General features: G+C 75.3%; 12 protein-coding genes. 6 read left to right on the plus strand and 6 right to left on the minus strand.

Features of this window, described 5'->3' with window-relative positions; translation table 11 throughout:
• Nucleotides 1–179 precede the first annotated feature (179 nt).
• Nucleotides 180–764 (minus strand): TerD family protein, encoded by a 585-nt coding sequence (locus ACYVKY_RS04375; protein WP_460433777.1) that lies wholly within the window; start codon nt 762–764, stop codon nt 180–182.
• Nucleotides 765–880: 116 nt separating this feature from the next.
• Between ACYVKY_RS04375 and ACYVKY_RS04380 the strand changes: the two genes are divergently transcribed.
• Nucleotides 881–1789: an ATP-grasp domain-containing protein gene (locus ACYVKY_RS04380; RefSeq protein WP_460433778.1), complete on the plus strand. Its 909-nt coding sequence runs from the start codon at nt 881–883 to the stop codon at nt 1787–1789.
• 102 nt (nt 1790–1891) lie between these two features.
• Here the strand turns inward: ACYVKY_RS04380 and ACYVKY_RS04385 are convergent, their stop codons facing one another.
• Nucleotides 1892–2416, minus strand: a complete 525-nt coding sequence (locus tag ACYVKY_RS04385) for a hypothetical protein (protein ID WP_460433779.1) — start codon at nt 2414–2416, stop codon at nt 1892–1894.
• A 4-nt stretch (nt 2417–2420) separates the two neighbouring features.
• The gene (locus tag ACYVKY_RS04390) at nt 2421–3656 is read right to left on the minus strand and encodes a toxic anion resistance protein (protein ID WP_460433780.1); all 1236 of its coding nucleotides are present in this window, start codon (nt 3654–3656) and stop codon (nt 2421–2423) included.
• Between the two features lie 204 nt (nt 3657–3860).
• Between ACYVKY_RS04390 and ACYVKY_RS04395 the strand changes: the two genes are divergently transcribed.
• The 3 genes from ACYVKY_RS04395 to ACYVKY_RS04405 all read left to right on the plus strand — a co-directional run bounded on the left by ACYVKY_RS04395 (nt 3861) and on the right by ACYVKY_RS04405 (nt 5419).
• A complete protein-coding gene (locus ACYVKY_RS04395) occupies nt 3861–4427 on the plus strand; it encodes a peptidoglycan recognition protein family protein (RefSeq protein WP_460433781.1) in 567 nt (188 codons plus the stop codon).
• Nucleotides 4424–4600 (plus strand): hypothetical protein, encoded by a 177-nt coding sequence (locus ACYVKY_RS04400; RefSeq protein WP_460433782.1) that lies wholly within the window; start codon nt 4424–4426, stop codon nt 4598–4600. Before ACYVKY_RS04395 ends, ACYVKY_RS04400 begins: the two co-directional genes overlap by 4 nt.
• A gap of 129 nt (nt 4601–4729) precedes the next feature.
• Nucleotides 4730–5419, plus strand: coding sequence for a DedA family protein (locus ACYVKY_RS04405; RefSeq protein WP_460433783.1), 690 nt, complete (start codon nt 4730–4732; stop codon nt 5417–5419).
• Nucleotides 5420–5428: 9 nt separating this feature from the next.
• On the opposite strand, the gene ACYVKY_RS04410 is transcribed toward ACYVKY_RS04405, so the two are convergent.
• The 3 genes from ACYVKY_RS04410 to ACYVKY_RS04420 are packed head-to-tail and all read right to left on the minus strand — an operon-like array spanning nt 5429 to nt 9332.
• Complete coding sequence (locus ACYVKY_RS04410; protein WP_460433784.1) at nt 5429–7999, minus strand: DEAD/DEAH box helicase; 2571 nt, start codon at nt 7997–7999, stop codon at nt 5429–5431.
• 35 nt (nt 8000–8034) lie between these two features.
• A complete protein-coding gene (locus tag ACYVKY_RS04415) occupies nt 8035–8772 on the minus strand; it encodes a hypothetical protein (RefSeq protein WP_460433785.1) in 738 nt (245 codons plus the stop codon).
• Entirely contained in the window at nt 8769–9332 is a 564-nt protein-coding gene (locus ACYVKY_RS04420) for a SigE family RNA polymerase sigma factor (RefSeq protein WP_460433786.1), read from the minus strand. The genes ACYVKY_RS04415 and ACYVKY_RS04420 overlap by 4 nt, the downstream gene beginning before the upstream one ends.
• Nucleotides 9333–9414: 82 nt before the next feature.
• Here ACYVKY_RS04420 and ACYVKY_RS04425 point away from each other — a divergent pair, with 82 nt between their 5' ends.
• Nucleotides 9415–10617, plus strand: a complete 1203-nt coding sequence (locus tag ACYVKY_RS04425) for an FAD-dependent oxidoreductase (RefSeq protein ID WP_460433787.1) — start codon at nt 9415–9417, stop codon at nt 10615–10617.
• A gap of 479 nt (nt 10618–11096) precedes the next feature.
• Nucleotides 11097–12328 (plus strand): DEAD/DEAH box helicase (locus ACYVKY_RS04430; protein ID WP_460433788.1); only part of this gene is annotated, 1232 nt, incomplete at its 3' end.

The following is a 12328-nucleotide window of genomic DNA, read 5'->3' on the forward strand; positions in this document are numbered from 1 at the left end:
GGGGCCGGTGCGGCGGCAGGGGCCGGTGCCGGGCCACCGAGGTCGAGCAGCCCGCCGGGTGAAGCGGCGGGTGCGGCGGCGGGTACGGGCGCCGGCGCCGCGGCGGCTGCGTGCGCCGGGCGGCGAGGGGGACGCCGTCGCAGGAACCCCAGGTCGGGGTGGTCGGGTGCGGCCACGGGCTAGCGTCCGGCGGCGCTGATGCCGTAGTCGTGCGCGATGCCCTCCAGGCCCTGCGACCAGCCCTGGCCGACGGCGCGGAACTTCCAGTCGCCGCTGGAGTGGCGGTACAGCTCGCCGAAGACCAGCGCCGTCTCCCCCGCGCAGTCGTGGGCGAGGTCGTACCGGACGAGCTCGGTGCCGGCGTCGAGGTCGGCCACCCGGATGTAGGCGCCGGTGAGGTCGCCGAAGGTCTGCCGGCGCTCGCGCGCCTGGTAGATCGAGGCGGCGAACACGATCTTGTCGACGTAGGCGGGGACGGCGTCGAGGTCGACCTCGACCTGCTCGTCGTCGTCGCCGCCCCCGGGGCCGGCGGCGGGCGCGGCCGCGGCGGGACCGGCCGGCGGGTCGAGCTGGTTGTAGAACACGAAGTACGAGTCGGCCGGGACCTTGCCGTCGGGGCCGCAGAGCAGGGCGGAGGCGTCGAGGTCGAACGGCTGCGACCCGGTGCGGGGGTGGCCCCAGCCGAGACCCACCAGGACGCGGCGCAGGTGCGGGTGGTCGCGCGTCAGGGCGGTGTTGGCGCCTCTGGTGAGCGCGGTGACCACGCGTGCCCCTCCCGGTCGTGCGTCCGAGTGCTGCGCGTCCCAATCTATGTCACCGTGCGTCGCCGGCGCGGCCCGGTGCACGGCCCCGTGCGCCGCCTGCCGGGCAGACTGGGCGCATGACCGCACCCACCCGCGTCGCCGTGGCGACCTTCCGCGACCTGCCCGACCTCGAGGACGACGGCCACCTGCTGCTCGACGCGCTGCGCGAGGCGGGCCTCGACCCGGTCGTGGCCTCGTGGGACGACCCGGACGTGGCGTGGGAGGACCTCCCGCTGGTGCTGGTGCGCTCGACGTGGGACTACATGGCGCGGCGCGAGGAGTTCCTCGCCTGGACGCGACGCTGCCGGCGGACGGCGAACCCGGCCGAGGTGATCGCCTGGAACACCGACAAGCACTACCTGGCCGACCTGGCCGAGCGCGGCGTCCCCGTCGTGCCGACCGTGTTCCTCGAGCCCGGGGTCGACCTGTCCGGCGGCGTCGACGCGCTGCTGCCCGAGCACCTCGCCGGGTCGGACGTCGTCGTGAAGCCAGCCGTGGGCGCGGGGGCCGGTCACACCGGCCGGTTCCGACCGGGCGACGCGGGCGCGCTCGCGCTGGTCGAGCGGCTGCACGCCGAGGGGTCGTCGGCGATGGTGCAGCCGTACCTCGACACCGTCGAGGCGGTCGGCGAGACGAGCCTGATCCACCTCGGCGGGGGGTTCTCGCACGCGATCACCAAGTCGGCGCTGCTGACCCAGCACGGCGAGCGCGGTGCGTTCGACCACCACGAGTACGTCGAGGAGATCAGCCCGGCCGGCGCGGGCGCGGCCCAGCACGAGGTGGCCGAGCAGGTGCTCGCCGCCGTGGCCGACGCCGTACCCGGCCACCCGCTCAGCTACGCCCGCGTCGACCTGCTGCCCGGCGCCGACGGCCCGGTGCTGCTCGAGGTCGAGCTCACCGAGCCGTCGCTGTTCCTCGAGCACGCACCCGAGTCGGCGCTGCGCCGCTGGGCCCTGCACCTGGCGCGCCTGCTCGACGAGGGCTGAGCCCGGGAGCCGGCACGCCCACCCGCGAGCCACCCTCTGCTGGCCACGAGGCCACGAGCGGTTGCTTCACGAGCCGCGAAGCAACCACTCGCGGCTTCGGCGTCAGAGGTCGAGGTCGCTGCGGGTGAACTTCGTAGCCAGGAAACGGCCCTGGTCCGAGAGCTTCTGGGCGTCGCCGGCGTAGATGGCGGTGGCCGTCTCGGTCGCGCCCTCGGCCAGCAGCCGCAGCTGCTCGAGCAGGTCCTCGGACGGCGTGCGCCCGTTGCGTCCGCGGTGGGTGGCGGCGAACTGCGGCGGCAGCGCGAGGAACGTGTCGAGGGTGCTCGGCAGGTAGTCGGTGACCATCGCCTGCACCGGGATCAGCTCGGCCGCGGTCGGCGGGTTCGAGCGCAGGTAGCGCAGCAGGGGGCGCAGCACGTCCTCGACGTCGCGGGCGGCGGGCACGCCGCCCTCCGGCATCGTGCCGCCGGCCCGCTTGACCCGGCGGACGATGTCGTCGAGGCGCCGCTCGAGGTCCTCGACCGGGTCGGCCGCCGGCGAGGCGGGAGCCTGCTGGTGCGGCGGCTGCGGCTCGGTGGGCGCCGGCCGCGGCTCCTCGCGGCCGAAGAGCCCCTGCCAGAAGCTCACGGCGTCAGCGCTGGTGCGTGCCGTCGACCTGGCTCGAGGTCTGCGACCGCTCGAGGTACGGCTTGGCGCGGGCGACCTGGCCCTCGAGCGCCTGCACCGTCTGCGCCATGTTGTGCACCGCCTGGCCGCGGTAGCTGTCGATCGCGTCCATGGTCGCGAAGACGTTGTCGAAGGCCCGCTGCAGGTGCTCGATGCTCACCGTGGACGACGCGGCCTGCTCCTGGATCTGCGCACCCTGCTGCTGCAGCATCACCGAGGTCGACTCGATCATCGCGCTGGTCGTGGTGTTCAGGGCGTTGATCTGGTCGAGCACGAGACGCTGGTTCGCCAGCGCCTGCGCCACGATCACGGCGGTGCGCAGCGCGGCGACGGTGGTGGTCTGCGCGCGGTCGACGCCCTTGATCAGCTCGACGTTGTTCTTCTTCACCAGGTCGAGCGCGAGGTAGCCCTGCACCGCCACGGCCATCTGCGTGAGGATGTCCTGGCGGCGCTGGCGGATCGGGAACAGCGCGTCGGACGACAGCGTCGCGGCGTCCTGCGCCCGTCCGGACGCGTTGAGCTGGTTCACCTTCGCCTCGACCGCCTGGTCGAGCGCGCCCGCCAGCACGGCGTACTCGCTGAGCTTGCCCATCAGCGCCCACATGTTGGCGCGCTCGCCCTCGATCGCGGCGTTGTCCTTGCGCAGCTCGTCCTGGCCGGAGGCGAGCGCCTTGATGATCGCGTCGAGCTGGGACTGCGCCGACTGGTAGCGGTCGAAGTACGCCTTCAGCTTGTTGCCGCCGGGGATGAACTTGAAGACCTTGCGGACGCCCTGCAGGTCGGACTGCCCCGGGTCGAGCTCGGTGATGGTGTTGCGCAGCTCGGCCAGGCTGCCCGCCACCTTCGCCTGCGCGCCGGGGCCGCGTCCCTGGGTGCCGTTGAGCGCGGCGGCGGGACGGTCGAGCATGCGGTTCGAGACGTTCGACGACTCCGCGATCTCGCGCTGCCCCATCGTGGTGATCGAGGCGACCTTCTGCCCGAACTCGGGGCTGCGCACGTCGACGGTCATGAGGTCCTCGACGAAGGCCGCGGCCTTGGCGTGCAGCTGCTCCTGCACGGTCGGCTCGACGGGCAGCATGCCCTCGGCCTGCTTCTCCTCCACGACGGGCACCGGCGCCGGCGGGGCCAGCACGAGGTCGGTGCTGGTGGTCTGCACGGCGGGCGGTGCGAGCGGCGTGCTCAGGTTCAGCGGGTCGGACATGCGGGTTCCCCTCCCGGTCGTCGGCCTGCGTCCACCCTATGCCGCTGCGCGGCGGTGGCCGCTGCCCGGTGAACGGCACCGACCCCGGCCGTGGTTCCCGTCCCGCCCGGTTCGTCCACAGATTCCCGGTGCGCCCGTCCGGGACCGGTTCGGGCTCCTACGGTCGGGGACGGGATCCGCCACCACGACGAGAGGACCGAGGAGATGGCGACGGTGACGTGGCTCGGCGACGTGCTGCGGGCGGCGGGGTGCGAGGTGATCGCGACCGACGGGTGGCGCGAGCGCGGACGCCCGCCCTCGACCGGCGGGTTCGACCCGATCGGGGTGCTGTGGCACCACACGGCGACCCGCGCGACGCTCGACGATCCCTACCCGACAAGGGCTTTCGTGATCAGCGGCAGCTCGGCGCTGCCGGGGCCGCTGTGCCACCTGCTGCTCGACCGGCGGGGGCGGTTCCACCTGATCGCGGCCGGACGGGCGAACCACGCCGGCGCGAGCCGCGGCTCGGGTCCGATCCCCTCGGGCGACGGCAACGCCACCATGGTCGGCATCGAGATCGAGTACGACGGCGTCGAGCAGCGGATGCTGCAGCGCCAGTACGACGCCGCGGTGCTCGGCACCGCCGCGGTGCTGCGGCGGTTGGGGCGTCCGGCCCGTTACGCGCGCGGCCACCGCGAGACCAGCACGACGGGGAAGATCGACCCGACCGGGGTCGACCTCGACGCGATGCGGGCCGACGTGCGCGCCCGCCTGGAGGGAGGGGGAGCATGAGCGAGCACCCGGACCGGCCGAGCCGCCGCACCGTCCTCGGCGCCGCCGCGGGCGTCGTCGTCGGCGCGACGACCGTCACGGCCGCACCCGCAGCCGCCGCACCGCCGGCGCTCGCCGACGAGTCGGCCCGCGCGTCCGCGCGCGGGATCGAGTGCGTGGCCGACCTGCGCTGAGCACGGTCGTCGGGGTGGGCCTCCGGGACGTCCCGGAGGGCACCCCCGACGAAAGTCGCACGCGCGCAGCGGTCCGACCCGGCTTCCGCCGGACGCGGGTGGGGTCGGCCGCTGCCTAGCGTCGGTGGGGTGTGGGACACCATCACCCAGCTGCTGACCGACGCCGCCGCCTCGCCGTGGGTGCTGCCCGTGCTCCTGGTGTGCTGCTGGGTCGACGGGTTCTTCCCGCCGTTCCCCAGCGAGTCGCTGGTCATCGCGACCTCGGCGCTGACGGTGAGCGCCGGCGGCGGACCGCCGCTGTGGGCGGTCGCGGTGGTGGCGGGGGTCGGTGCGTTCGCCGGCGACCTCACCGCGTTCTGGCTCGGACGGCGGGTGCCGCTCGACCGGGTGCCGCTGCTGCGGGCCGGTCGCGGTCGGGCCACGGTCGAGTGGGCCCGGCGCTCGCTCGAGCGCCGCGGCGGGGTCGCGGTGCTGGCGGCGCGCTACGTCCCGGTGGGCCGGGTCGCGGTGAACGTCGCGGCCGGCGCCGTCGGGTTCCCGGCCCGCAGGTTCGCCGCCTACGCCGCGCTGGCGGCTGCGACCTGGGCCGCGTACTCCGTCGTGGTGGGGGTCGCCGCCGGAGCCGTCCTGCACGACAACCCGTTGCTCGGCGTCGCCGCCGGGCTCGCGGTGGGCGCGGTGCTCGGCCTGGTGCTCGACGCGCTGGCGTCGCGCCGCCGCGCCCGGCGGGCGGCCCCCGACGACCTCGAGCCGGCGGAGTGTGAACCTCGCGCACGACACGCCGAGCGTGTCGCGTCCGCGGTGCACACTCCGCGGTGAGGGTGGCCGTCAGGCGCGGGAGGCGAGCCAGTCGTCGGTGGTGCCGACGTGCTGCACCAGCACCACGGGCGAGCCGGTCTCGTCGCTGGCGTCGAGGTCGACCACCGCGGTGACCGCCCAGTCGTGGGCGCCGTCGGGGTCGTCGAGCACCTGCCGCACCCGCCAGGTGCGCGGCGGCTCGCCCTCGGGCGATTCGTCGACCACGTGCAGCGCGGGGCCGCGCGCCGACGGACCGGTGCCGATCTCGTCGTACTCGTCCCAGTAGGCGCCCAGCGCGTCGTACCAGCGGTCGGCCGTCCAGCCGCCGCGGCCGACCGCGCGCTCGTCGAGCGCGCCGAGGTCGTCGTAACGCTCGAGCGCGGCGAGCTCGACCCGGCGGAACAGCGCGTTGCGCACCATCGCGCGGAAGGCGCGTGTGTTCGCCGTGAGGGGACGCGGACGGGACGGCTCCGGCGGGTGCACGGCGCCGTCGTCGCCGGGGTGCGCGAGGGCCTCCCACTCGTCGAGCAGGCTCGAGTCGGTCTGGCGCACGGTCTCGCCCAGCCACTCGGTGAGGTCGTCGAGCTCGGGGGTGCGCGCGGCCGTCGGCACGGACGAGCGCAGCGCGCGGTAGGCGTCGGCCAGGTAGCGCAGCAGCAGGCCCTCGGTGCGCTGCAGCCCGAGGTTCGACACCACCTCGCCGAACGACATCGCCTGCTCCCACATCCAGCGCACCACCGACTTCGGCGACAGCTGGTGGTCGCCGACCCAGGGGTGGCCGCGGCGGTAGGTCTCGTAGGCGGCGTCGAGCAGGTCGGCCAGCGGGCGCGGCCAGGTGACCTCCTCGAGCAGCTCCATCCGCTCGTCGTACTCGATGCCGTCGGCCTTCATCGCTGCGACGGCCTCGCCGCGCGCCCGGTGGCGCTGGGCCTGCAGCACGTGCCGGGGGTCCTCCAGCGTGGCCTCGACGACCGAGACCACGTCGAGGGCGTAGGTCTCCGACTCGGGGTCGAGCAGCTCGATCGCGGCCAGCGCGAAGGTCGAGAGCGGTTGGTGCAGGGCGAAGTTCGCGGGCAGGTCGACGGTCAGCCGCACCGTGCGGCCGGTCTCGTCCGGCTCGTCGAGGCGCTCGACCACCCCGCCGGCCAGCAGCGACCGGTAGGCGGCGATCGCCTCCTTGACGTGCCGCACCTGCTTGGCGCGCGGCTCGTGGTTGTCGAGCAGCAGCTTCCGCATCGCGGTGAACGGGTCACCCGGGCGGGCGATGACGTTGAGCAGCATCGAGTGCGACACCTGCAGCTGCGACTGCAGCTGCTCGGGCTCGGCGGCGACCAGACGGTCGAAGGTCTGCTCGCCCCAGGTGACGAAGCCCTCCGGCGGGGCCTTGCGTCGCACCGACCGGCGCTTGCGCGGGTCGTCGCCGACCTTGGCCAGCGCCCGCAGGTTCTCGATCTCGTGGTCGGGCGCCTGCACCACGACGCTGCCGGTGGTGTCGAAGCCCGCGCGGCCGGCCCGCCCCGCGACCTGGTGGAACTCGCGGGCGCGCAGGTGCCGCTGGCGCGTCCCGTCGTACTTGCTCAGCGCGGTGATGAGCACCGTGCGGATGGGGACGTTGATGCCGACGCCGAGGGTGTCGGTGCCGCACACCACCTTGAGCAGCCCCGCCTGCGCCAGCTGCTCGACGAGCCGCCGGTAGCGGGGGAGCATGCCGGCGTGGTGCACGCCGACGCCGTGCCGCACCAGGCGCGACAGCGTCCGACCGAACCCGGTGGTGAACCGGAAGTCGCCGATCGCCTCGGCGATCCGGTCCTTCTCCTCGCGGGTCGAGACGTTCACGCTCATCAGCGCCTGCGCGCGCTCGAGGGCCGCCGCCTGGGTGAAGTGCACGACGTAGACGGGCGCCTGGTGGGTCTCGAGCAGCTCGGCGACCGTCTCGTGCACGGGCGTCGTCGCGTACGAGAAGAACAGCGGCACAGGACGTTCCACGTGCGAGACCAGGGCGGTGGGCCGTCCGGTGCGGCGGGTGAGGTCCTCGCGCAGGAGCGCGGTGTCGCCGAGCGTCGCCGACATCAGCAGGAACTGGGCCTGCGGCAGCTCGAGCAGCGGCACCTGCCACGCCCACCCGCGGTCGGGCTCGCCGTAGAAGTGGAACTCGTCCATCACGACCTGGCCGACGTCGGCGCCGGCACCCTCGCGCAGCGCCTGGTTGGCGAGCACCTCGGCGGTGCAGCAGATCACGCGGGCGTCGGGGTTCACGGCGGCGTCGCCGGTGAGCATGCCCACCTGGTCGGCACCGAGCAGGTCGCACAGGTCGAAGAACTTCTCGCTCACCAGCGCCTTGATCGGCGCCGTGTAGTAGGTGCGCTCGCCGCGGGCCAGGGCGGCGAGGTGGGCACCGAGGGCCACCAGGGACTTGCCGCTGCCGGTGGGGGTCGCGAGCACCACGTTGGCACCCGTCACGACCTCGAGCAGCGCCTCCTCCTGCGCCTCGTACAGCGGGCGCCCGGTGCCGGCCGCCCAGACCGAGAACGCGTCGAGCAGTCCCTCCGGGTCGCCGGCGTGCTCGGTCGCGAGCGCGCGCAGCGGCGGGACGGGGGGCACCCGCCCAGGGTGTCAGACCGACGCGCAGCGGTCCGTCACGGGACGAGCGGGACCTCGCACGGCTCCGCGCAGGTGAACGGCGCTCGCAGGCCGGACGCGAACGCGCCGAGCTCGGCCATGCCCCAGCCGAGCCGCGGCGTCGCGCTCACCTGGGCCCAGCGGCCGTAGGTCAGCTCGAACACCATCGACGGCCGGGGCGTCCCGCTCGACTCGTCGACCCAGTAGTAGGAGACGTGGGTGCCGCCCAGCCGCTCGAAGTCGCCGACGCCGCGCATCACCGGTGGCGTGCCGGGGAAGGGCGAGGGCACCACGTCGACGACCCCGTCCGGCGTGCCGTCGGTGACCCGGAGCGTCGACGCGTCGGCGCTCGTCACCGACCAGCCGCGCGGCACCACGGTCGCGACGACGTCGTCCGGGTGCTGGTCCTGGGCGGAGGGCTCCAGGGGCACGGGGTCGCCCGCAGGCTCGTCGAGGCGGGCGACGTCCGCGCCGGTGGAGCGGTCGTCGCCCTCCGTGGTGGGCAGCGGCAGGCCGGTGGCCGTCGGCGCGGCGGGCGCGGCGCCGGTGGGGGCGAGCCGCTCGGGCAGCGCCACGGCGCCGGCGGCGAGCAGCACCGTCCCGGCGCCGACGGCGAGCGTCGCCAGCACCGAGCGGCGCCGGCCGAGCGCGGCCCGTCCGCGGACCAGGTCGGCGTCGACGTCCGGCGGCGGGGTGACGTCGGGCACCGCGCGCGCCAGCAGGGCGCGGACGTCGTCGTCGCGGTCGTGGCTCACCGCGCCACCGGCACGGGTCGGTCCGCGGGGTCGGCGAGCGCGCCCCGCAGCCGGGCGAGACCGCGCGCGTTCTGCGACTTCACCGTCCCGGTCGAGCAGCCGAGGTGGTCGGCGGTCTGCTGCACCGACAGGTCGAGCCAGTGCCGCAGCACCACGACGGCGCGCTCGCCCGGGGTGAGCGTGGCGAGGGCGGCGCGCACGGTCGCGGCGTCGGGCGAGTCGTCGGTGCCCTCGCCGGGCGCGTCGACCACGCGGTCGGTGAGCAGGTCGGGCAGCAGGTCGCGCGACTCCTCGCGGTGCCAGCGTGCCCGGCGGGTCTCGTCGACGAACGCGTGCACGAGGATGCGCCGCACGTAGGCCTCCTCGTTGCCCCTGCGGCGCACCGACGTCCAGGAGAGGTAGAGCCGGGTGAGCGAGGTCTGCACGAGGTCCTCGGCGAGGTGCATGTCGCCCGCGGTCAGCAGCGCGGCGGTGCGCACGAGCGCCGCACGGCGCGCGAGGACGAAGCGGCTGAACTCGCGCTCGCGTGCGGCGTCCGGGAGCGGCGACGGCGCGGGCATGGCACGAGTGTGGACGCACCGGGACCCCTCGGAGGTTGTCAGCACGATTCCGTGACGAGGATGTTGTGGGACGGTACGGCCCATGGGGGCGCGCGAGGTCGGGGTCGTCGGTGCGGGCATCGGGGGGCTGGCGCTCGCGACGCTGCTGGCCCGCGACGGCCGGCGGGTGCGGGTGCTGGAGCGCAGCGAGCGGCTCGGCCCGGTGGGGGCGGGCTTCATGCTGCAGCGCCTCGGCCAGCAGGTGGCGTACCGGCTCGGCGTCGGCGAGGACCTCCGCCGGGGGTCGAGCCCGATCCACCGCGTCGACGGGCGCACCGCAGGCGGCCTGCGCACCATGCAGATCCGCTACGCCGACCTCGAGACCGACCCGGACGCCACGCTGCACGCCTGGGGCGTCGAGCGCACCACGCTGTTCGAGCTGCTGCACGCGGCCGCCCTGGATTCCGGCGTCGAGGTGCTGCCTGGCGTCGACGTGCGGGTGGTGCGGCGAGACGCCCGGGGCTGGACCGCGGTCGACGGCGCCGGGGCCGCGCACGGGCCGTTCGACCTGCTGGTCGGCGCCGACGGCGCGCAGTCGCAGCTGCGGCGCCTCGCGTTCACCGCCCAGATGGACCGGCCCTACGGGTGGGGCGCGCTGTGGTCGATCGTCCCGGACCCCGAGGGTGTCGTCGGCGACGCGCTCGTCCAGCGCTGGGGCGGCACCCGCACGACGCTCGGGCTGATGCCCACCGGCGTCGGGCGCGCGTCGCTGTTCTGGTCGATCCGCAGCCGCGACGTCGACCGTGCGCTCGCGGCCGGGCCCGAGGCGCTGGTGCGCGTCGCCGCACCGCTGGCGGGGGAGCGGTACGCATCCCTCGTCGAGAAGGTCTGCGAGACAGGCGTGCTCGGCGCGCGCTACCGCGACGTCGTGGTGCGGCAGCCCGCGCACGACCGCATCGCGCTGCTCGGCGACGCGGCGCACGCGATGAGCCCGCAGCTCGGCGCCGGGGCGTCGATGGCGCTCGCCGACGCGTGGACGCTGGCGTGGGCGCTGCGCGAGCAGCCGGGTGACGTCGACGGCGCCCTGCGCACGTACGTGCACCAGCGGGCGCAGCACGTCCGGTACTACCGGTGGTGGTCGATGCTGATGACGCCGGTGTTCCAGAGCGGGCTCACGCCGATCGGCCCGCCGCGCGACCTCGGGCTGGTGCTGTCGTCCCGTGTGCCGTGGGCGCAGCGCCAGATGGTGACGACGCTCGCCGGCGTCCGCACGTCCCCGTGGACCCGCTGGAACCTGCCCGGCTGACGCGCCAGGGGGACGCGTGGTCGGGGGACGGCGCGCCGTCTGCGACACTGGCACCAGGGACGCGACCACGAGGGTCGCCCCGAGGTCGTCTGCTCCGCACCGCTCGGTGCGGCCCCGCTCCAGCGCCCGCACCGCCGTCCGGCGGCTGCGTGAGGCACCGGAACCGGTGGGCCCGGCAACCGCGGCCAACCGATCCGAGAGGACGTACGTCACCCGTGCACACCCCTGCCCGGGACGGACGCGACAGCGCGCCCGCCCCCCGCTCCGACCACCAGGGCCGCCCCCGTCGTCGCCGCAGCCGCGGCGGACGCGGCGGTTCCGGTTCCGCCCCCCAGGCCGCTGCGGCGGCCCAGGCCGCTCCGGCCACCGCGCCCGCTGCCGCCCCGGCCACGGCGCCCGCTGCTCACCGTCCCGTCGCCGAGGGCGCCTCGTTCGCCGACCTCGGTGTGCCGGCCGACCTGGTGGCCGCGCTCACCGCGATGGACCGCACCAGCGCGTTCCCCATCCAGGCCGCGACGCTGCCCGACACCATGCAGGGCCGCGACGTGCTCGGCCGCGGTCGCACCGGCTCGGGCAAGACCCTGGCCTTCTCGATCCCGCTGGTCGCGCGGCTCAAGGAGTCGGGCCTGCGCGCCCAGCCCAAGCGCCCCCGCGCGCTGGTGCTGGCGCCGACCCGCGAGCTGGCGACGCAGATCCGCGCCACGCTCGAGCCGCTCGCGACCGCGGCCGGCCTGCGCACCGCCGTCGTCTTCGGCGGCGTCGGCCAGAACCCGCAGGTCTCGGCGCTGCGCTCCGGCGTCGACGTGCTGATCGCCTGCCCCGGCCGGCTCGAGGACCTGATGAAGCAGGGGCACTGCGACCTCGGCGCGATCGAGGTCACCGTGCTCGACGAGGCCGACCACATGGCCGACCTCGGCTTCCTGCCCGGCGTGAAGCGGATCATGGACCGCACCCCCGAGCGCGGGCAGCGGATGCTGTTCTCCGCCACGCTCGACAACGGCGTCGACGTGCTGGTGCGCCGCTACCTGCACACCCCGGTGACGCACTCGGTCGACTCCGCCTCGGCCCCGCCGCCGGCGATGACGCACCACGTGCTGGCCGTCAGCCGCGACCACAAGAACGACGTCGTGCGCGAGCTCGCGTCCGGCACCGGCCGCCGGCTGCTGTTCACCCGCACCAAGCACCAGGCCCGCAAGCTGGCCAAGACGCTCACCGCGTCGGGCGTGCCGGCGGTCGACCTGCACGGCAACCTGTCGCAGAACGCGCGCGAGCGGAACCTCGCCGCGTTCACCGAGGGCGGCACCCGCGTGCTGGTCGCGACCGACATCGCGGCCCGCGGCATCCACGTCGACGAGATCGAGCTGGTCGTGCACGTCGACCCGCCGGCCGAGCACAAGGCATACCTGCACCGCTCGGGCCGCACCGCCCGCGCCGGCGCCGCCGGCGTCGTCGTCACCGTGATGACGCCCGACCAGAACCGCGACGTCGCCGACCTGGTGCGGCTGGCGAAGATCCGCCCGACCACGACCTCGGTCGCCCCGGGCCACGCCGCCCTGGCCGCGCTCGTCGGCGAGGTCGCCCCGCACGTCACCCCCTCGGCCGCGCCCCCGGTGCAGGCCCAGGGCGGACGCGGCGGGGGCGGTGGCGGCGGCGGTCGCCGTCGCGGCGGTGGCGGTGGCGGTGGTCGCTCCGGCGGCCAGCCGAAGGCGCA

The sequence above is a fragment of the Angustibacter speluncae genome (genome assembly GCF_054777815.1).

Excerpts from the sequence above, each read along its gene's own strand:
- ACYVKY_RS04425 (WP_460433787.1), top strand. The coding sequence starts at position 9,415 with ATGGGGGCGCGCGAGGTCGGGGTCGTCGGTGCGGGCATCGGGGGGCTG.
- ACYVKY_RS04395 (WP_460433781.1), top strand. The coding sequence starts at position 3,861 with ATGGCGACGGTGACGTGGCTCGGCGACGTGCTGCGGGCGGCGGGGTGC.
- ACYVKY_RS04390 (WP_460433780.1), bottom strand. The coding sequence starts at position 3,656 with ATGTCCGACCCGCTGAACCTGAGCACGCCGCTCGCACCGCCCGCCGTG.
- ACYVKY_RS04380 (WP_460433778.1), top strand. The coding sequence starts at position 881 with ATGACCGCACCCACCCGCGTCGCCGTGGCGACCTTCCGCGACCTGCCC.
- ACYVKY_RS04420 (WP_460433786.1), bottom strand. The coding sequence starts at position 9,332 with ATGCCCGCGCCGTCGCCGCTCCCGGACGCCGCACGCGAGCGCGAGTTC.
- ACYVKY_RS04400 (WP_460433782.1), top strand. The coding sequence starts at position 4,424 with ATGAGCGAGCACCCGGACCGGCCGAGCCGCCGCACCGTCCTCGGCGCC.